The organism is Anaerosporomusa subterranea (genome assembly GCF_001611555.1).
In the GTDB taxonomy this organism is placed as follows: Bacteria; Bacillota; Negativicutes; order Sporomusales; family Acetonemataceae; genus Anaerosporomusa; species Anaerosporomusa subterranea.
Genome location: NZ_LSGP01000013.1, coordinates 707,625 through 727,549, shown reverse-complemented (window position 1 = coordinate 727,549; position 19,925 = coordinate 707,625). Strand labels below are relative to the sequence as shown.

Sequence of the window (19,925 nt, the reverse complement as noted above, 5' to 3'; positions counted from 1 at the left end):
GGGAACACTAAAAACATTAACGGCGGAGGTGGTTGGGTGAAGTCATTTAATCAATTGGTGCGTCATGAAGGTAACCATGATCTATTCCTGGCAGTGGAGATGTCTGTAGCTGCGCTGTCAAGCGGCCACCCTTTTCATATTCATACTGAAGGCCTGCGCGGCACCGGCAAGACAACGATTTTGCGGTCTGCTGCGTCTATTTTGCCGCCGATTACACGGATTAAAGGCTGCTTGTACAATTGCGATCCGGAGCAGCCGCATTGTCCGGGGCACCGCGGTTTATCCATCCAGCAAATTGAAGCGATTGGCAGAGAAGAAATTCCGTGTCCTTTTCTTGAAATTTCGCATGGTGCTAAAATCGGCACAATTGTTGGCAGCATTGATCTGGCTAAGCTAACCGATCCTTCGCAGCCGATGGCGGCCTTATTGCCGGGTACCATTCCTCAGGCTCACCGCGGGATTATCTTTGTTGACGAGATTAATCGGCTGGCTGACGCCTCGCCGGAAATTGCAGATGTTCTGTTAGATGTCATGGGTACAAAGCCAGGCAGGATTCAAATTGAGGAATCGGGTTTGCCAACCGTAGAGATGCCAGTCCAAGTGGCCGTGTGGGCAGCGTCCAATCCGGATGAGGAACCAGGAGCACTATCGCAAATACGCAAACAATTGTCTGACCGTTTTGATATGGCGGTAGGGATGGGAAGACCGAGTGAGGTACAGTCAGTACTGGAGATTTTAATGAGCAGGTCAAGCAGGTCAGGACAACAACCTTCAATTACCAGCAAGTGTATTCCCTCTATTCACGTAAATGATATTACGGTTGATGATGATACCCAAAAATTGTTGGCTGCGATCTATGTGGACTATGGATTAGAAAGCTTGCGGGCGATTGAGGCAATGGAGACTGCGGCTAAGTTGAATGCTTTGCTTAATGGTCAAGATAGGGTGTCGACAAATGATATTTCACAGATCGTTCCCTTAGTGCTCTCGCATCGCGCCGACCCGGCAACTATTGCCAATATCTTGAAATATTTAAGGAATTTTGGTGAATTGAATAAGTCGTCTTTGGCTGATAACTTCGCAGCAGGCAACATACCAGTCGATGCAGCTCGGCAAAGCAGATGCATAAATCCGCCTCATTGTACAACAAAGAGTCGATTGGCTGATTGGTGGGGTCGCGTAAGAGAAAAATTGTCAAGACAAAACAATGAAAATAAGAAAGAGACCACTACCCAACGCTCAAAAAGTGGTTCTGCCGAAAATCGAGCTGCGGGATCGGGATCAGGCGGGAAGCAAATCGCTGATCCCACCCAGGTTAATATCATTGCCCCACCCAATGTAGCTGCTCCGCTGTCTCGTTTATCACTGGATGAGTTCGTTAATACTGACGAAAAATTCCGAAGTGACCGGTGACAGGCATGTTTGAACAGCACAATCTGGATCAGTTGGCCATGCCTAGCAGTTTATTATCCACCTATATACATCGTAATTTAGGAGCGCGGATCGGGCAAAGCACGGTGTTTAGTCAGAAAGTTCACACTGTCGATCCAAGTCAGCCCGAGGCTGTGACTATTCTGCAACATGCCGACGCAGGTAAAGTTTTTTACCGGCGGATTCAAGGTGGGCAAATATATCATTTCGATATTTTTCATCAGTGCGGCCCGGTCGACCACCGAAAAATTGCCAAGATTGTTAGCAAGGCAATAGAATTGTTCAATTTTCATCAGAGTATGCGAAGTGGTATATTTTTTCAAAACAAAACTGGCATTGTAAAACCAGACTGCTTTGATGTGCAGACATCAACTGGCGGTGGTCGAATTACCGGCAGTTTAGAATATGGAAAGAAGTTATCTTTGCGTAGGGCGCATGAAAATCATGTGCATTTGGCAGGCATGCTCCCGACGGAGAGTCTAGCTTGTGCTTTTTATATTGTTCAAGCGGTAGAGTCAATCATTATGGATAGCGGGTTGGAACTGCGGGCGAATGAAACTCTGCAACATGTGGAAACCCATGGCGGGGGCGGGGCTGATTTGTCGCCGTATTCAGATCAGTCGGATTCGTTTCTGCAGGAAAAAAACATTGAGCAGGATTCATTCGCAGTGAAACGACAGCAGTTTATGCAGGACGCAACCGAGTTAGCCGAAGAAATGGACAGCGCCAAAGACGTATATGATACACTTTCGGCAATTGAACAGGACGATTCTAAGAGGTTCAACTCGATTTGCACGACTCCGGGGGAAACCGAACGGATCTGCCAGAGCCTGAGCGGAATGGGCATAATATCAATGAAAGGCGATAAACCGGTGTTAACTGAGTATGGGCGGGAATTAAAGACGTTTCTGTCCCAAAGGCTGCCTGATGTGGAAAGCTATATTAGACGTATGTATCGGTTGTTCAAGCCTTATGACGCCCGGTTCGGAAGAACGAAAGCCAATCTAGCGCCTGGGGACGGGGGCGCCGGCCGCCGGATTCTTTGTGCAGAAAATGTACACGGCGAGGTGTCCTTACCGGAAACTATACAGGCGGCGGCTTGCCGACTGGCGGCCAATCCGGGAGGGGTGTTGCGAATTGGTCAAGAGGATATTCGACGCAGCTCGAGGCGGACAACATGTAATGCAGAAATTTGTGTACTGATTGATGCTAGCGCCAGTATGGCAGGGCAGCGGATGAGCGCCGCTAAGTATCTGGTTCGGCATTTGTTACTCTCGACGCCTGATCGGGTAAGTGTGATACTGTTTCAAGAAGATAAAGCAACAGTGCAGGTGCCTTTTACGAGAGACTATGTAACTCTTCAACAGAGTTTAAAAGAAATTACTGCAGTTGGTTCAACCCCTCTGGGTTTGGGTATAAAGACCTGCGTGAGCTATCTGGAAGAAGCAAGACCGAAACAGCCGCTAATTCTGCTTGTGACCGACGGTGTGCCGACGTTTGCCGACGTTACCAAGGATCCAGTCTTAGACGCGCTCAACGCAGCCAAAAAGATAAAAGAAAAGGGTTATGGATTTACCTGTATTGGGTTACGCCCCCATAGAGATTATTTGAACAAGTTGGCCGAAACAGCCGGCGGCAGCGTATATATGCTGGAAGAACTGGAGAAACAGGCTTTAGTACGAACCGCCTGGCAGCAGCAGTGTATCAGACATTAAAATAAGGCCTATCTGGCCAATCTCTTATCGCGACCCCGTGACCCCATCGTCAGCGTGCCTCCATAGGCGCTAGTGAGATGGCTCGCGGGGTCGCCTAGTATATTTTGTGCAAGGCAAGTTTTGTATATATTCATCAAACGAAAAGGATTCTTGGACCATATTAGAGAATAATAACAAATCGGACATGTTGAACGGGAGTGTATATTATGAAATTTGTGGTATTTGCCTTGATCTTTGCTTCATTTGGAGCAGTGGTCGCCTTGCAAAATGCAACTGCTGTCACGGTTAGCTTTGCTGTTTGGAGCCTTCAAACCTCTCTCGTGTTGGTCATACTAGGTTCGGCAATGGTTGGTGCATTGATTATTTTACTGCTGGCTGCTCCTGTTCAGATTCGTTTACGTTGGGTAGCTGATAAAGCTAATCGCCGAGTAAGCGAGTTGGAAGCAAAGCTCCAGGCGCTGGAAGAGAAGAAATTGGCAGCGCCGACAAGTGAATTGAACAAGGAAAACAATAGAGATAATGGCCAACCAACGGCTACAGGAATAAATAAAGACGTTGATAAGGAAATGAATACTGATGGTATATAGGCCAAAGAAAAAATGGCGTCTGCGTACAGCATGCCCGGAGCAGGCCGCCACTTTGGCCAGCCGTTTGGGTGTCTCAACAGTAGTGGGGCAGCTGTTGCTTAACCGCGGTATTTCTGATGAAACCGTGGCACGACAGTTTCTCTGCGGTGGCTTGGAGGGACTTCACGACCCATTCCTTCTCAAAGGGATGGATGCAGCGATAGAGCGAACTGTCGCTGCGTTGAACGCCAAAGAAAAGATTACCATATATGGCGATTACGATGTGGATGGCATTACCGCAACCTCGCTATTGTACAACATACTGTGTAAACTTGGTGCTAATATTAACTATTATATACCAGAGCGACAGAGTGAAGGTTATGGATTAAATGTCGAGGCGCTTGAGAAAATCGCTGGCTCAGGAACTGGCTTGTTGATAACTGTTGACTGCGGAATAAGCGCTTGTAGCGAAGTGCTGGCAGTTCCGGCTCTGGATATTGTCATTACCGACCACCATCAGCCGCCCGAGTTATTGCCTACAGCTGTTGCTATTGTTAATCCCAAACAGCCGGGCTGCTCTTATCCGGAAAAGGAGCTTGCCGGGGTTGGAATTGCTTTCAAATTCTGTCAAGCTCTTTCAAAGCGATTGGGTGCTCACCTTGATTGTTTGCATTATCTGGATATCGTCGCAATCGGTACTGTCGCAGACATGGTCTCCTTAACTGGAGAAAACCGGCTATTGGTTAAGTACGGCGTAGAGAGACTGCGACAGACGGAAAATTTGGGATTGCAGGCACTGCTCTCTGCATGTGACCTCCAAAGTGCGTCAATCGATGCCGGCAAGATTGGCTTCGTCATCGCGCCTCGCTTGAATGCCTCGGGTCGCCTTCATCACGCCGCCGCCGGAGTAGAACTGCTTACGTCGTTAGATACAGAAAAGGTTCAGGCAATTGCGGTTGAACTAAATCTGACTAACGCTGAGCGTCAGGAAGTAGAACGGCAAATATTGGAGAAGGCGGAAGAAACTCTTAACGATACAGATTGGGATACGGTTAAGGCATTAGTAGTTGCTGGTTCGGACTGGCACTCCGGGGTCATCGGCATCGTGGCTTCCCGTTTGGTCGAACGTTATCATCGACCAACAGTTCTCATTAGTGTTAGAGATGGGATCGGCAAGGGATCTTGCCGTAGCATACCTGGGTTTGATATGTATGCCGGACTGCAAAGTTGTGCTGATCTTTTGCTGCAATTTGGCGGTCACCGTCAAGCTGCGGGGCTTAGCCTAAAGCAGGAAGATATTCCTGCTTTTACCCAAAGACTTAACGCAATTGCGGGTAAGGTCTTGTCTGCTGATGATTTCTTTCCCTTATTGAATATCGATGCTATGATTAGTCTGCGCGAGTTGAATACATCGCTCATTGAACAAATGGCTTGCTTAGAACCATTTGGCATGGGGAATCCCAGTCCGCTGTTAGCATGTTCGCCAATTGAACTGCAGTCATCGTCTGCCTTTGGCAAGGAAAATCGCCATCTGCGCTTATGGGTTCGAGAGAATACTATAAGCAGTGAGGTGATTGCCTGGAATAAAGGGGAACTGGCGCCAACCTTCGATCGCAAGTGCCCGGCGGAAATTGCGTTCGTGCCTGAGATTCACGAATGGCAGGGGCGAAGCTCTGTGCGAATGCGAGCAATCGATGTACGTAAGACTGGGTGTGATCTCCCAGACAAGCAAGCTGTAGGTAAACTATACCTATTGCTTAAGGGGCTTAGTCGAAGTACCGGAAAATATCCTGCGGAGTTATCAGCTGATTGGTATGAACTGTCTAACCAATTGGCCACCCATTACCACATCAATATGGATGAAGCAGAAATTACCTTCTCAATTACCGTTCTGGAGGAACTGGGACTCATCTCTGTCCATCGGCAAGCTAAAAATCAGCAGATTCTTGTCTTTCCCCCTCCAACAGAAAAATTGGATATCTTAGCCTCTGCAACCTATCGGTCCAGAGGAAGTAAACCATAAAGGAGCCATTTTGCATGCAGTTTCAAAATATAATCCGAGTGATACCCGACTTTCCCGCTGAGGGCATCAGTTTCAAGGACATTACGACACTGCTGAAAGACGGACCTGCATTCCGACAGGCAGTTGACTGTTTAGCCGCAGAATTTGCCGGTCAACACATTGATCTGGTTGCTGGTCCAGAAGCACGCGGCTTTGTGATCGGCGCTCCAATGGCTTATGCGCTAGGGGCTGGGTTTGTGCCGATACGCAAACCAGGTAAATTGCCTGCTGCGGTTTTGCATCATGAGTATAGCCTGGAATACGGGGTTGATGCGCTGGAAATACATCAGGATGCGATTCTACCAGGCCAAAAAGTATTGATCGTTGACGATTTACTAGCCACAGGCGGTACGACTAAAGCTGTCATCTCCATGGTGGAGCAGCTTGGTGGCGAGGTTGTCGGCCTTGGCTTTTTGATTGAACTGTTATTTTTACATGGGCGGACCGGACTAGATAACTATAAAGTTAAGTCACTTGTGCAATACTAGGTTTGGAATACAATGGAAGATATGCAGTGAAGTGAGGTGAAGGTATGCCGAGTGCGATTAGCATGACGATTGATGATTTAACTAAACAAATACTTGCGTATCAGCCCGATGCGCCGGTTGATCTTCTCCGTCGTGTCTATACTTTCGCGGAGGCTGCTCACCAAGGACAAAAACGCGTTTCGGGGGAGGAATATATTTGTCATCCCTTAGGGGTTGCCAAAATCCTCGCCGATTTACAAATCGATGTTATTACTATCAGCGCCGCCATTTTGCATGACGTGGTAGAAGATACAGTCGTTACACTGGATGAAATTGAAAAGGAATTCGGTCGGGAAATCGCCATGTTAGTAGATGGCGTGACTAAGCTCAGCCGAATTGAATATAAATCCAAAGAAGAGCAACAATTGGAGAATTATCGCAAGATGTTCCTGGCTATGGCCAAAGATATCCGCGTAGTTCTCATTAAATTGGCAGACCGTTTGCATAATATGCGCACTCTGAAGCATATGCCTGAGGCTAAACAGAAACGGATCGCCCAGGAAACTATGGAAATATATGCTCCGCTGGCTCATCGGCTTGGCATTTCCAACATTAAGTGGGAGTTAGAGGATCTGTCTTTCCGTTATCTCGAGCCGGAGAAATACTACGAATTGGTTGAGAAGGTTAAGCAAAAACGGCAAGAAAGGCTCGAGAATGTAAACGAAGCAGTTTCTATTCTGTCCGAACGACTAAAATCAGTCGGAATTAAGGCTGAAATACAAGGTCGACCCAAGCATTTTTACAGCATTTATAAGAAAATGGTGAAAGACCATAAGGACCTGAGTGAAATTTACGATTTATCGGCAGTGCGAGTTGTCGTAGATTCAGTCAAAGATTGCTATGGCGCGTTAGGCATTGTTCACACCCTCTGGAAGCCTATACCAATGCGATTCAAAGATTTTATCGCTATGCCTAAATCCAATATGTATCAGTCGCTTCATACGACTGTGATTGGCACACACGGCCAGCCACTTGAAATACAGATCCGTACTTGGGAGATGCATCGCACTTCAGAATATGGTATCGCCGCGCATTGGCGCTACAAAGAGGGGCCCCGAGGCGATAAGGATTTTGATCAGAAGCTTTCCTGGCTAAGGCAGCTTCTTGATTGGCAGCAAGATTTACGTGATCCGCGCGAGTTCATGGAAACTCTGAAATTAGACGTATTCTCAGACGAAGTTTTTGTCTTTACGCCGAAGGGTGATGTAATCGATTTACCCGCAGGCTCCATTCCCATTGATTTTGCTTATCGTATACATACCGATGTAGGTCACCGCTGTGTTGGCGCCAGAGTCAATGGAAAGATTGTTCCTCTTGAGAACAAACTATCTAATGGCGATATTGTTGAGATTATGACTTCCAAACAGTCTGGGCCCAGTCGTGACTGGCTGAACATTGTTGGTTCGTCTGAAACCCGCAATAAGATCAGACAGTGGTTTAAAAAAGAAAAGCGCGAAGAAAACATCATCAAAGGGCGAGAATTGTTAGAGCGGGATAGCAAGAAACTTGGCTATGACTTAAAAGAACTAATCAAAGGCGATCGGTTGATTGAATGTGCCAAAAAGCTGAATATCCCTAATGAAGAAGACCTTTTTGCGACTCTTGGCTATGGTGGTATTACAGCACATGGTGTGATGCTGAAGCTGATCGAGGCATATAAGAAGGAAGTAAAGGGGTCAACCCCCCCTGATATTTCAAAGCTGCTGGCTGACCTAAAACCGAAGCGTCCAACTCAGAGCAAAGTCAGTCATGGCATATTAGTAAAAGGCGAGTCTGGCCTCCTGGTTAAGCTAGCCCGCTGCTGCAATCCGGTGCCAGGTGACTCAGTCATCGGCTATATTACTCGCGGCCGCGGGGTTTCCGTCCATCGTTCGGATTGTACGAATATTGTACACGATGAAGAAGGTTACGAGCGGATTATCGAAGTAAGCTGGGACGTGGCGACTGACAGTGTGTACAAAGTCATGATCGAGATTAGTGCGATGGATCGTCCCGGTATGCTTACCGAGATTATGATGGTAGCTGCGGAAATCAAACTCAATGTCAGTTCAGTTAATGCCAAAGCACTGAAAAATAAAGTCTCTTCCATTAACCTATGTTTGGAGATCAGCAGTTTAAGCCAACTAGAGCAAGTAATGACGAAAATGCGCCGCATTCGTGACGTGTCTAGTGTTCACCGGGCGGCAAGTAATGCAGGAGGAGCGGCGTGCGATCTGTAGTACAGCGAACCGTTAACTCGAGTGTTTCCGTAGATGGAAAAGAAATCTCAGCGATCGGCCCCGGTTTGACGGCTCTAATCGGAGTCGGTAGTGACGACACCGACCAAGATGCGAAGTATTTGGCCGAAAAAATGGTTCATCTGCGCATCTTCCCGGATCAGAACGGTAAAATGAATTTATCTCTGCTTGATATTGGTGGCGAGCTGATGGCAATATCACAATTTACACTGTACGGAGACTGTCGTAAGGGCCGTAGACCTGGATTTGACCAAGCAGCGCAACCTGAAGAAGCCAAACGTTTATACGAGGTATTTGTCGACTCGGTTCGCGCTTACGGCGTTGCGGTTGCCTGTGGACAATTTCAGGCACATATGCTGGTTAGCCTGGAAAACGACGGACCGGTGACCATGCTGCTAGATAGCAAACGAATTTTTTAATCGCGTAGGAGGCTATATATGCAAATCATCAAACTTGAAGTAGGCGCTTTGGGAACGAATTGTTATATTGTTTGGTGTGATCAGACAAAGGAGGCAGTCATTATCGACCCGGGTGGCGATGCCGCTTCGATCATGGCTCAGGTCGGCGGCGAAGAACTAATTGTAAAATATATCATTAACACTCATGGCCATGCCGATCACATCGGCGCAGTGGCCAAAATTAAACAAGCAACTTGTGCACCTGTCTTGATTCATAACGCTGACGCGGATATGCTAACCTCTAGTTTGCGTAATTTATCAACTTATATGGGGCCTGGAATTACTTGTGAACCAGCTGACCGGACAATTAAGGAAGGGGACATCATCAAATTTGGGACTGAATCGCTGACTGTACTCGAAACGCCCGGGCACACGCCGGGGGGGATTTGTCTCAAAGGCGACGGAGTGGTATTTAGCGGGGATACACTTTTCGCCGAGTCGATTGGCCGTACAGATTTTCCTGGTGGCTCTTACAGCCAGCTGATTCAGCACATTCGTCAAAAACTTTTGATTTTGCCAGATGATTATATCGTCTATCCTGGACATGGTCCCGAAACGACGATTGGCTGGGAACGAAAGATGAATCCGTTTATTCAATAAAAGTAAGTATCGAAAGGAGAGGCTAGAATGCCTCTATCGCGTTCAGGCTGGCTTCGTTTAGCGGCTGTTCTATTGCTGTTTTACATGTTGTGGCAAGCTTCTGCGATATTTTTGCCGCTGCTTTTGGCCACCGTACTTGCGTTTATTCTGCACCCGCTTGTTCGTTTGTTCCGCAAAATTCGGTTATGGCCTAGAACGCGCACGCTTCCGATAGAAGTGGCTATCTTGCTGGCTTTTCTAGTTGCAGGCGTAGTGATATCGATGGTCATCTCCTATATCTTCATGCCTTTTGTCGGCGAATTTAACCAGTTTATTGTCAATCTGCCGAAACTGGTCGATCAAGTCAAGCAACTGACGTTTTCGCTTGGCGCTTCGGCACAGTGGGCAAACTTGCCGGAAAATGTTCGCCTGATGATTGATAACAATCTGTCAAATGCGGCGGCATACTCACTGGATATTGCCCGTCGATTGATTAATTCAATCGTGGGGTTTGCCGGGCAAGTCGTAGAATTGATCGTTGTTCCTGTGTTGGCGTTTTATTTTCTTAAAGATTGGCCGATGATGCGGGATAATTTTGTCAAAGCATTCCCGGCGATTGCACATAAAAAAACCAGAATGATTGTTGATGAAGCAGGGCTTGTAGTTGGTGGCTATATCCACGGTCAATTACTGGTCAGCGTGGCTATGGGAGTGCTTGTGTTCCTCGGCATGCTGACCCTCAACGTCGACTATCCGCTGGTGTTAGGGTTAATCGCTGCGCTAACTGAGGCCATTCCGGTTATCGGACCGATTATCGGTGCTATACCCGCTCTCCTGCTGGCGCTTTTGGACTCACCATCGTTAGCGCTAAAGGTGTTAGCATTTTACCTTGTGATTCATCAACTCGAGAACAATGTTTTGGTTCCCAATATTATGAAGCATACTCTAGAATTGCATCCTGTGACAGTGATCATCAGTTTATTGATTGGTGCACATCTATCTGGTGTTATCGGGATGATCGTGGCCGTACCGGCTGTCGCCATTCTGAAAGTTTTATACAAGCATCTCTGGCATTACCAGGAAAGTTAGGTGATCTCCATGACTGTCAACCTAAAAGATGTTAAGCAAATTTTCCGTGAAAAGCAGTACAAATTAACGACGCAGCGTCAACTGATTTTGCAGACGTTTTTTGACCATCCGGGTCAGCACCTTAGCGCGGAAGACGTGTTTGATATCGTGCGGCGTGATTCAACTGAAATCGGATTGGCTACAGTATATCGGACGCTTGAACTCCTTAGTGAACTGGACTTTTTACAAAAGATTGATTTCGGGGACGGACGTAATCGCTACGAGATCAATACGTCGAACGAGGCTCACCACCACCATCACTTGATCTGTCTGACTTGCGGTAAAGTTAGAGAATGTGATGATGATTTGTTGGAGGCGCTTGAAGGAAGCATCGCTCGCAAGAACAATTTTGAAATTGTTGATCATCATGTGAAGTTCTTTGGCTATTGTCAGGAGTGTCGTGAGAAGCGTGAAGAATAGACGCTATATCTTACGCGGTGCCGGACAAGGCGAAGAACTCGCAGTAACGCAAGTGACAGCATTGTTTGCCATGAGCGCTGTTGCAGTCTGGTCAGATGAAATTAGCCAACTGCCTAATGACACGTTTCTTATCTATCATCATTTCGTTCCCCAAGAGACAGGAACTGCCAGTATCTGTGAGGTCTTCTATCGAACGGAACAGGGGTTGCGCTACGCGGCTAGGCGAGATTATGCAGACGATTGTACTGACCTGCGCCAAAAACGCTGGCTGGTTCGATTGAATCTATATCATTTGTTAATTGATATAACTGGTCAAGCTTCGAATCCGTGGGGGATTCTGTCCGGAGTTCGTCCAGCTAAACTCGTGCATCGGATGCTAGATCATGGAAGCACACCTGCAACTATTTTAAAATCATTAACACAGGAATTTGCGTTACAACCGGAGAAGGCGCAGCTGGTAACAGGGGTAGCCCTGCGGCAGCGGCCTTTTTTGATGAGGCCGGAGGAACTAACGAAGAAGGTTAGCATCTATATTGGCATTCCCTTTTGTCCCACTCGTTGTCTGTATTGCTCTTTTCCAGCCTATGTTTTGCCAGGGGAGGAAGCCACGCAGGCCTTTCTAACAGCACTATTCGCGGATATGGCGGCAGCCAGGGAAGCTTTAACTAGATATGGACTATCGGTTCAAACCGTCTATATTGGCGGCGGGACTCCAACTAGCCTAACACTAACTGATCTGGAAGCCTTGTTGGCGCAAACAGTGACACTCTTTGCCGGCGAGGCCACCGAGTTTACCGTCGAAGCCGGACGACCCGACACTTTAGATGACGCTAAGATCAGGCTGCTGGTTGATTATGGCGTAACTCGAGTTAGTGTGAATCCGCAAACGATGCAGCAAAAAACTTTAAAACTCATTGGACGAATGCATAGTGTACAAGATATAATATGTGTATTCGGAAAAATACGGATGTGTAACATTCCCGTGATAAATATGGACATCATTGCCGGATTGCCGGGAGAAAGCGTAGAAGACATGGCGGACACGCTTAGACAGATTGCTGCGCTAAAGCCGGACAGCCTCACAGTACATACCCTAGCGCTTAAGCGAGGTTCTCGCTTAAGCGAGTCTGTTGAAGCGTATGAAACGCCGGATGCACTAGTGACAGCAGAGATGCTTTCGTTAGCAGACCAAACGGCGAAAAACCTAGGAATGCTACCATATTATCTTTACCGACAAAAAAGAATGGCAGGCAACTTGGAAAATATCGGGTACTCGCTGCCGGGGAAAGAGTGTATATATAACATTCAGGTAATTGAGGAACGTCAGACGATTCTGGGCATTGGTCCAGCTGCTACGACGAAAGTTGTGCAACCATGCGGACTAACGAATTACTATCAACCCAAAGATATTTCAACCTATATCAACACGCTGCCTAACCGACTGCAAAAGCGCAATGCCTTGTTGGCTGCGGCGCTCGCTAAGTAAGGAGGATTCACCTATGCAAGTTACCGGACCCAGGGGGACGAAGGACGCGCTCCCAGATATGACCCCACACTGGTGTCGTGTGGAAGATATCGCTCGATCTATTTGCGATCTCCATGCCTACAGAGAGATTCGCACGCCAATTTTTGAACACACAGAACTTTTCTTGCGCGGCATTGGCGAGACAACTGATGTGGTGCAGAAAGAAATGTATACATTTACAGACAGAGGAGGACGCAGCGTTACACTGCGCCCAGAGAATACGGCGGCGGTCGTTCGCTCCTATCTCGAAAATAAGCTATATTCACTGCCGCAGCCGCTTAAATTGTTCTATATCGGTCCCATGTTCCGTTATGACCGGCCACAGGCTGGGCGTCTTCGTCAGTTCCACCAGTTCGGCATTGAAGCCATTGGTGCGGCGGGACCGGCAATAGATGCGGAAACAATAGTAATGGCTGTACAGTTCTTCCGTCAGCTTGGGTTAAATGAACTCAGGCTATTTGTCAATTCGGTCGGTTGCCCACAGTGCAGACCGACATACCGTGCAACCTTACAGAATTATTTGCGGGAATCATTGCCTCACTTTTGCGAAGACTGTCAATCCCGTTTTGACCGGAATCCTATGCGGATACTTGACTGCAAAGTCGAACAATGCCAAACCCTGTCTCAGGGGGCGCCAGCTGTCAGCGACTGTCTATGTGAGGAGTGTCGGACTCATTTTGAGGGACTGAAGCAGCTCTTGACGGCGGCTGGCATTGATTTTATTCATAACCCACGGCTAGTGCGTGGCCTTGATTATTATACGAAAACCGCGTTTGAGATTCAGTATGCTCCTTTAGGGGCTCAGAGTGCGGTATGTGGTGGCGGTCGCTATGACGGCTTAATCGAGGAGTGTGGTGGTCAGCCAACTCCCGGTATTGGCTTTGCTATTGGCCTTGAGCGAGTTTTGCTCGCTTTGGAAAAACAACAACTGCTGCCAGCCGCTGCAGAGCAAACTGACGTATTTGTCGCTTGCACTGGCGAGTCAACCCGAACGCTTGCTTTTTCTCTGCTTTGCCGGTTACGCGAAGTAGGGATCAAATCAGACATGGATTATCTCGACAGGGGACTCAAGGCTCAATTCAAACAAGCCAATCGCCTCGCGACGCGCTTCACCGTTATGATCGGGGAAGAAGAAGCTGCGCAGGGGCAGGTTATGTTAAAAAATATGCTGACAGGCGAACAGGAATTGATCGCACCAGATAGTATAGAAGCTTTACTGAAAGCCAAACTGCAAGGGGAGTTGAAACGCTAATGGATACAATGATAGGCTTAAAACGCTCGCATTCCTGCGTCGAACTGGATAAGGGATTTCATGAGCAACAGGTTACACTTTGTGGTTGGGTGTCGCGACGTCGTGACCACGGCGGCTTGATTTTCGTCGATTTGCGGGATCGGTCCGGAATTGTGCAAGTGGTGTTTTCGCCTGATGTTGATCAGGATGCCTTTGCCAAAGCTGAATCAGTTCGTACAGAGTTTGTTATCGCTGTGCAAGGGACAGTTATGCTGCGTGATGTTGACACCGTTAATCCTAATATGAGCACAGGTGAAATCGAAGTTCTTGGAAAAGAACTTCGCATCTTAAACCAGGCTAAAACACCACCGTTTTATATTCAGGACAACGTTGATGTTGATGAAATATTGCGGCTGAAGTATCGTTATTTGGATCTACGCCGGCCTGAGATGCAGAAAAACCTTATTCTTAGGCATCGTGTCACCAAAGCGATGCGTGACTTCTTTGACCGTCAAGGGTTCATTGAAATCGAGACCCCGATGTTGACCAAGAGTTCGCCAGAGGGGGCGCGTGATTATCTCGTGCCAAGCCGTGTCAATCCAGGTAAATTCTATGCATTGCCGCAATCTCCTCAGATATTTAAACAAATTTTGATGGTTGCCGGGATGGAGAAGTACTTCCAAATCGTGCGCTGTTTCCGTGATGAGGATTTACGTGCAGATCGGCAACCTGAGTTTACTCAGCTTGATATCGAGATGTCTTTCGTTGAACGGGAAGACATTCTACAGATGATGGAAAACATGGTAGCATACCTGTTCAAGGAAGCGGCAGGAGTTGAAATTACTTCTCCTATGCTCCGGTTAACCTATGATCAGGCAATGGATCGCTATGGCTCGGACAAACCTGATCTGCGCTTCGGTATGGAGTTTGTTGATCTGACAGACACTTTGCGCGGTTGTGGTTTCAAAGTGTTTGACTCTGTGCTGGATGCGGGTGGCAAGATCAAGGCAATAAACGTCAAGGGATATGCGAGTATTCCACGCCGTGAACTCGATGGCTTGGTTAACTATGTATCCACGTATGGGGCTAAAGGTTTGGCGTGGATCTGCTATACTCCGGAAGGCATTAAATCACCGATTACGAAATTCTTCTCCGAAGATGTTATTGCCCGCGTAACTGCGACTGCTGGAGCGGTGGAGGGCGACTTACTGCTGATTATCGCTGATCAGAGTGCAGTGGTTGCCAACGCACTTGGTCAACTGCGGTTGGAAATGGGACGTCGGCTTAATTTAATTGATCCGGACAAGCTGTCTTTCCTCTGGGTGGTTGATTTCCCAATGTTCGAATATGATCCGGAGGACAAACGCTGGGTTGCTATGCACCATCCGTTCACATCGCCGCGCGATGAAGATATCCAATACTTAGGTTCAGAACCCGGCCGGATTAAAGCAAAAGCCTATGACATGATCCTTAACGGTACAGAAATTGGCGGCGGCAGTATCCGGATTTATCAGCGAGAATTGCAGGAAAAAGTATTTACCGCGATCGGTCTGACGCCAGAGGAGGCCTACGATAAGTTTGGCTACCTGTTGGACGCCTTCGAATATGGTACTCCTCCCCATGGCGGTATTGCCTTTGGCCTTGATCGCTTGGTCATGTTAATGGCTAAACGCGCTTCTATCCGTGATGTTATCGCCTTCCCGAAAACTCAGAGTGCAGCCGATGTAATGAGTCAAGCTCCGTCTGAGGTTACGCCTAAACAGCTAAGAGAACTATCGATTCGTTCTGAGGTTATTGTCAAGAAGACAGAGGTATAAGCGCGCTTTTGTGACGCTTTTCTTGCCCAGAAAATCCCATTCGGCAGTGCTTGCAATTACCGCCTTTCTTTGTTAAGATTAGATCGAAGCGAATCCTTAAGCCCTACTGTGTGCGCAACGACCCATGTTTTGAGCCAACACATTGAGTATGGGAGCTTAACTCTGATTGCGGCATGCATGCCTCCTAGTCGAGGAGCGTAAAAGCAGTTAGGCGGCACCCACCTGCCAGGGGCAGGTTCAAAACAAGGGTGATAAACGGCATAGTGGGGAACAAATGACAAACCGCAAGCACGGCTAAATCCGACGCTTGCGGTTTTATGTTTTATTACATAGGATATTTTTTGCTAAGAGCGAATGTAATACTATATCTTATCCGCAGTCTCTGCGCTGCAATATAGACAGGAGTTGAGTCCTCATGAGAACAGTGGATTTCCGCAGCGATACCGTTACTTTACCGACGCCAGCCATGCGTGAAGCTATGTATAAAGCTGAAGTCGGCGATGATGTCTATCGCGAAGATCCCAGTATTCGCGCCTTGGAAGAACTGGCAGCCGATATAACTGGCAAGGAAGCAGGGCTCTTCATGCCCAGCGGTACCATGGGCAACCAAGTTGCAATACTTACTCACACCAAGAAAGGTGATGAGGTGATCTGCGAGGCTGAGGCGCATGTATATTATTATGAAGTTGGCGGTTTGGTGACTCTGGCTGGCGTGCAACCACGGACAATCGCTGCTCCGCGCGGTATTTTGACAGCTGCCGCTATTGCGCCCGCCATTCGCGCCGATGATATCCATCAACCACCGACCACGTTGATTTGTCTGGAAAACACCCATAATCGCGCTGGTGGTACCTGTTATTCTTTGCCTATCTTGCAGGATATCCATGAATTGGCTAAACAGAGAAAAATAGCGATTCACATGGATGGAGCGCGCCTTTTTAATGCCGCAACAGCCCAGAAGACAACGGCTCGCGACATTGCCCAATACGCAGATTCGATCCAGTTTTGTGTCTCAAAGGGGCTCTGCGCGCCAGTAGGCTCCCTGCTAGTCGGCAGGCGCGATTTTATTGATCGGGCCAGACGCTATCGCAAAATGCTCGGTGGCGGCATGCGCCAAGCTGGCGTGCTAGCTGCTGCTGGTATAGTGGCGCTGACTCAGATGATTGACAGGCTTGCTGAAGATCATGGCAATGCAGCCTATCTGGCTGAAGCCATTGCCAATTGCGGCTTTGGCATCGATTTGACGACAGTAGAGACCAATATCGTAATATTTGACGTTTCACCTCTGACTCTACACATAGAACAATTTGTCCGAGACCTAAACGCGCGAGGTGTCAAGGCCAATCAATTCGGCGCTGCGAAAGTCCGGATGGTGACACATCAGGGGATATCGCGTGATGATGTGGACTATGCCATCTCGGTTCTGGCCGAGCTTGCTAAATAGCCATGGACTTATTTAGTCACGCAGCTACTGCGGAAGCAAGCCGGAACGCACCCTTGGCCGACCGAATGCGTCCTCGCGATTTTCATGAGTTTTTGGGCCAGAACGCCGTCATTGCGTCAGGTAAGTTTCTTCGCCGCATGATTGAGGCCGATACTGTGCCTTCGGTCATTTTATTTGGCCCGCCAGGAACCGGCAAAACAACTCTGGCACTGCTGATCGCCGGCAAAACAGGCGCTCACTTTGAAAAGTTGAATGCAGTAACTGCCGGTATTGCTGACATCCGCAAGGTGGTCGAGGCTTCACGGGAACGCTTGACCCTCTACCGCAAAGCAACGATTCTCTTTATTGATGAAATCCACCGTTTTAATAAAACGCAGCAAGACGCACTGCTGCCACACGTTGAAAACGGGACAGTGACCCTGATCGGAGCGACGACAGAAAATCCGTATTTCGAGGTCAATGCACCGCTTTTGTCGCGTGCGAGAATAATCCGCCTGGAACTGTTGTCAGCCGAAGATGTGACTGCGGTTCTCCGTCAAGCGCTAACTGACCGGGAGAGGGGACTCGGCGCGATGGAACTGACTTGGCAAGATGATGCTCTAAGCCTCATTGCGTCAGTTGCAGGCGGCGATGCACGGGTAGCCTTGAATCTACTGGAGCAGACGGCTATGTCGCTCGGTCAGTCACAGAATCTGACAGCAGATGCCGTCGAGTTGGTTGCTGGCGATGTGATCCAACGTTATGACAAGCAGGGAGATAATCATTATGATGTTGCCTCTGCTTTAATCAAGAGCATGCGCGGGTCTGACCCGGACGCGGCTTTGCACTATTTGGCCCGTATGTTAGCAGCTGGTGAAGACGTGAAGTTCATTGCCAGACGCATAGTCATTTGCTCAGCCGAGGATATAGGCAACGCCGACCCGCAGGCGCTGGTTGTCGCAAGTGCTGCGGCTCAGGCTGTGCAATTTGTCGGCATGCCGGAAGCCTCTTTGATTTTGGCTCAGGCTGTGACCTATCTTGCTACTGCGCCCAAGAGCAATGCGTCTACGTTGGCTATTGGCCAGGCGCTTGCCGATGTCAGGAGCAAGGATTGCGGACCACCGCCTGCACATCTGCGCGATGCTCATTATAAAGGAGCTTCAGCGCTCGGACATGGAAAGGGCTATTTGTATCCACACGACTTTCCTGGAGCGTGGGTTAAACAGCAGTATCTGCCGGACAAGCTGCTTGAAGTGGAATACTATCACCCAACTGACCAGGGATATGAGGCGACAATTAAGAAGCGTATGGAACATAAATGAGGATAGCTCTTGTTGTCTATTAAAAACGAACGTGTGTCTTTTGTAGATGAACATATAAAGTTATTGTAATCAAATAATAGGCATAGAGCGGTAGGGAAAAGTTAATTTTAGTCGATTGACACATTCTCTATGGGCAGATATAATAGATTGTATACAAAATGCTGAGTGTGTGTTTTCGTGCAATGGATGTGTGTGCTTTACAGGTGATCATAAATGATCAAAAAGTCTTAGGCGGAACGCATTCTGGAAGCGAGGAATTTCAACAGCATCGGACTACTAAATGAACTAGAGGTAGGGGGATTAGTCATGCGAAATTGGAAAGTGGCAGCAGTCGCAGCGACGGTTTTGGCCATGGTCTTTGCGGCCGGTTGCGGCGGGAAAACAGAAACTAAAACTGAATCCAAAGACATCAAAATTGGCGGTAACTTTGAAATGACTGGCGGGGTTGCGCAATATGGCCAATCCGCAGCCAACGGTGTAAAACTTGCTTTCAAGGAAGTAAATGCTGCCGGCGGTGTTCTGGGCAAACAGATCAACTTCGTGATCGCAGACAATAAATCCGAACCGGCTGAAGCCGCTAATGCAACAACCAAACTCATCTCTCAAGATAAGGTAGTCGCTATTGTCGGTCCAGCTGCTAGCGGCAACGTGCTCGCCTCGATACCGGTGGCTTCTGAGCATAAGATTCCTCTTTTGACTCCAACCGGTACCAATCCTAAAGTTACAGTGGAAAATGGCAAGGTAAAAGACTATGCCTTCCGCGTTTGCTTCATTGATCCCTTCCAAGGGACCATCATGGCAAACTTTGCTAGCAATGACCTAAAAGCGAAAACTGCCGCGATCTACGTAGATAGCTCTTCTGACTATTCGAAAGCGCTGGCGCAGGTATTTGAACAGTATTTTACTAAAAATGGCGGCAAAATTGTAGCCAAAGAAGCCTTCCTGCAAAAAGACCAAGACTTTAAATCTGCTCTTACTAAAATCAAAGCCACTAATCCTGAAGTTGTCTACATTCCAGCCTATTATGAAGAAGTTAGCAAAATTATTAAGCAGGCTCGTGAGCTTGGCCTAAGCGTTCCTATGCTTGGAAGCGATGGCTGGGATTCGCCGAAGCTGGTTGAAATAGCCGGGGCTGCGGCTCTCACTAATACGTTCTTCACTAATCACTATTCGTCACAGGATAAAGACCCGCGCGTTGCGAAGTTTGTCGAGTCGTATAAAAAAGAGTATGGCCAAGAGCCGGACGCATTTGCTGTGCTTGGTTATGATGGCGGTTTAATGATGATTGACGCGATCAAACGCGCCAATAGCACAGAACCTGTTAAGATTAAAGAGGCTCTGGCGCAAATCAAGAATCTGCAGGTTGTTACCGGCATACTTTCAATGGACGCCAATCATGATCCGATCAAGAGTGCTGTTATCATTGAAATGAAAGAAGGCAAACAAACTTTCCGGACAAAAGTTAATCCGTAATCCGTAATTAG

Annotated in this window: 16 protein-coding genes and 1 other RNA gene; all 17 read left to right on the top strand. The window is 47.9% G+C overall.

The genetic code is table 11. The annotated features are described in order from the left end of the window. Positions 1–36 precede the first annotated feature (36 nt). Positions 37–1,413, top strand: a complete 1,377-nt coding sequence (locus tag AXX12_RS07260; RefSeq protein ID WP_066240143.1) for a magnesium chelatase — start codon at positions 37–39, stop codon at positions 1,411–1,413. A 5-nt stretch (positions 1,414–1,418) separates the two neighbouring features. After that, positions 1,419–3,146 (top strand): vWA domain-containing protein, encoded by a 1,728-nt coding sequence (locus AXX12_RS07255; RefSeq protein ID WP_066240140.1) that lies wholly within the window; start codon positions 1,419–1,421, stop codon positions 3,144–3,146. 206 nt (positions 3,147–3,352) lie between these two features. Next, positions 3,353–3,733, top strand: coding sequence for a LapA family protein (locus AXX12_RS07250; RefSeq protein ID WP_066240137.1), 381 nt, complete (start codon positions 3,353–3,355; stop codon positions 3,731–3,733). Continuing rightward, positions 3,723–5,735, top strand: a complete 2,013-nt coding sequence (gene recJ / locus AXX12_RS07245) for a single-stranded-DNA-specific exonuclease RecJ (protein WP_066240135.1) — start codon at positions 3,723–3,725, stop codon at positions 5,733–5,735. Before AXX12_RS07250 ends, recJ begins: the two co-directional genes overlap by 11 nt. A 14-nt stretch (positions 5,736–5,749) precedes the next feature. Continuing rightward, positions 5,750–6,262: an adenine phosphoribosyltransferase gene (locus tag AXX12_RS07240; protein ID WP_066240132.1), complete on the top strand. Its 513-nt coding sequence runs from the start codon at positions 5,750–5,752 to the stop codon at positions 6,260–6,262. Between the two features lie 44 nt (positions 6,263–6,306). Continuing rightward, positions 6,307–8,520, top strand: coding sequence for a RelA/SpoT family protein (locus tag AXX12_RS07235; RefSeq protein ID WP_066240129.1), 2,214 nt, complete (start codon positions 6,307–6,309; stop codon positions 8,518–8,520). Beyond that, entirely contained in the window at positions 8,508–8,957 is a 450-nt protein-coding gene (gene dtd, locus AXX12_RS07230) for a D-aminoacyl-tRNA deacylase (protein WP_066240127.1), read from the top strand. Before AXX12_RS07235 ends, dtd begins: the two co-directional genes overlap by 13 nt. An 18-nt stretch (positions 8,958–8,975) precedes the next feature. Further along, positions 8,976–9,596: an MBL fold metallo-hydrolase gene (locus AXX12_RS07225; RefSeq protein ID WP_066240124.1), complete on the top strand. Its 621-nt coding sequence runs from the start codon at positions 8,976–8,978 to the stop codon at positions 9,594–9,596. Between the two features lie 27 nt (positions 9,597–9,623). Beyond that, positions 9,624–10,664 (top strand): AI-2E family transporter, encoded by a 1,041-nt coding sequence (locus AXX12_RS07220; RefSeq protein ID WP_066240122.1) that lies wholly within the window; start codon positions 9,624–9,626, stop codon positions 10,662–10,664. Positions 10,665–10,673: 9 nt separating this feature from the next. Beyond that, positions 10,674–11,123 (top strand): Fur family transcriptional regulator, encoded by a 450-nt coding sequence (locus AXX12_RS07215; protein WP_066240119.1) that lies wholly within the window; start codon positions 10,674–10,676, stop codon positions 11,121–11,123. Continuing rightward, entirely contained in the window at positions 11,113–12,609 is a 1,497-nt protein-coding gene (gene hemZ, locus AXX12_RS07210; protein ID WP_231881828.1) for a coproporphyrinogen dehydrogenase HemZ, read from the top strand. Before AXX12_RS07215 ends, hemZ begins: the two co-directional genes overlap by 11 nt. Positions 12,610–12,622: 13 nt before the next feature. After that, on the top strand, positions 12,623–13,900 hold the full coding sequence (gene hisS / locus AXX12_RS07205) for a histidine--tRNA ligase (protein ID WP_066240116.1): 1,278 nt from the start codon (positions 12,623–12,625) through the stop codon (positions 13,898–13,900). Beyond that, a complete protein-coding gene (gene aspS, locus AXX12_RS07200; protein WP_066240113.1) occupies positions 13,900–15,696 on the top strand; it encodes an aspartate--tRNA ligase in 1,797 nt (598 codons plus the stop codon). The genes hisS and aspS overlap by 1 nt, the downstream gene beginning before the upstream one ends. A 97-nt stretch (positions 15,697–15,793) precedes the next feature. After that, a non-coding RNA gene (gene ssrS, locus AXX12_RS07195) (6S RNA) lies at positions 15,794–15,970 on the top strand. A 141-nt stretch (positions 15,971–16,111) separates the two neighbouring features. After that, positions 16,112–17,140, top strand: a complete 1,029-nt coding sequence (gene ltaE, locus AXX12_RS07190; protein ID WP_066240110.1) for a low-specificity L-threonine aldolase — start codon at positions 16,112–16,114, stop codon at positions 17,138–17,140. Between the two features lie 2 nt (positions 17,141–17,142). Then, the gene (locus AXX12_RS07185; protein WP_066240107.1) at positions 17,143–18,441 is read left to right on the top strand and encodes a replication-associated recombination protein A; all 1,299 of its coding nucleotides are present in this window, start codon (positions 17,143–17,145) and stop codon (positions 18,439–18,441) included. A gap of 306 nt (positions 18,442–18,747) precedes the next feature. Beyond that, the gene (locus tag AXX12_RS07180) at positions 18,748–19,914 is read left to right on the top strand and encodes an ABC transporter substrate-binding protein (RefSeq protein ID WP_066240104.1); all 1,167 of its coding nucleotides are present in this window, start codon (positions 18,748–18,750) and stop codon (positions 19,912–19,914) included. Positions 19,915–19,925: the final 11 nt, after the last annotated feature.

Excerpts from the sequence above, each read along its gene's own strand:
- AXX12_RS07255 (WP_066240140.1), top strand. The coding sequence starts at position 1,419 with ATGTTTGAACAGCACAATCTGGATCAGTTGGCCATGCCTAGCAGTTTA.
- AXX12_RS07250 (WP_066240137.1), top strand. The coding sequence starts at position 3,353 with ATGAAATTTGTGGTATTTGCCTTGATCTTTGCTTCATTTGGAGCAGTG.
- recJ (WP_066240135.1), top strand. The coding sequence starts at position 3,723 with ATGGTATATAGGCCAAAGAAAAAATGGCGTCTGCGTACAGCATGCCCG.
- AXX12_RS07240 (WP_066240132.1), top strand. The coding sequence starts at position 5,750 with ATGCAGTTTCAAAATATAATCCGAGTGATACCCGACTTTCCCGCTGAG.
- AXX12_RS07235 (WP_066240129.1), top strand. The coding sequence starts at position 6,307 with ATGCCGAGTGCGATTAGCATGACGATTGATGATTTAACTAAACAAATA.
- AXX12_RS07225 (WP_066240124.1), top strand. The coding sequence starts at position 8,976 with ATGCAAATCATCAAACTTGAAGTAGGCGCTTTGGGAACGAATTGTTAT.
- AXX12_RS07220 (WP_066240122.1), top strand. The coding sequence starts at position 9,624 with ATGCCTCTATCGCGTTCAGGCTGGCTTCGTTTAGCGGCTGTTCTATTG.
- AXX12_RS07215 (WP_066240119.1), top strand. The coding sequence starts at position 10,674 with ATGACTGTCAACCTAAAAGATGTTAAGCAAATTTTCCGTGAAAAGCAG.
- hisS (WP_066240116.1), top strand. The coding sequence starts at position 12,623 with ATGCAAGTTACCGGACCCAGGGGGACGAAGGACGCGCTCCCAGATATG.
- aspS (WP_066240113.1), top strand. The coding sequence starts at position 13,900 with ATGGATACAATGATAGGCTTAAAACGCTCGCATTCCTGCGTCGAACTG.
- ltaE (WP_066240110.1), top strand. The coding sequence starts at position 16,112 with ATGAGAACAGTGGATTTCCGCAGCGATACCGTTACTTTACCGACGCCA.
- AXX12_RS07185 (WP_066240107.1), top strand. The coding sequence starts at position 17,143 with ATGGACTTATTTAGTCACGCAGCTACTGCGGAAGCAAGCCGGAACGCA.
- AXX12_RS07180 (WP_066240104.1), top strand. The coding sequence starts at position 18,748 with ATGCGAAATTGGAAAGTGGCAGCAGTCGCAGCGACGGTTTTGGCCATG.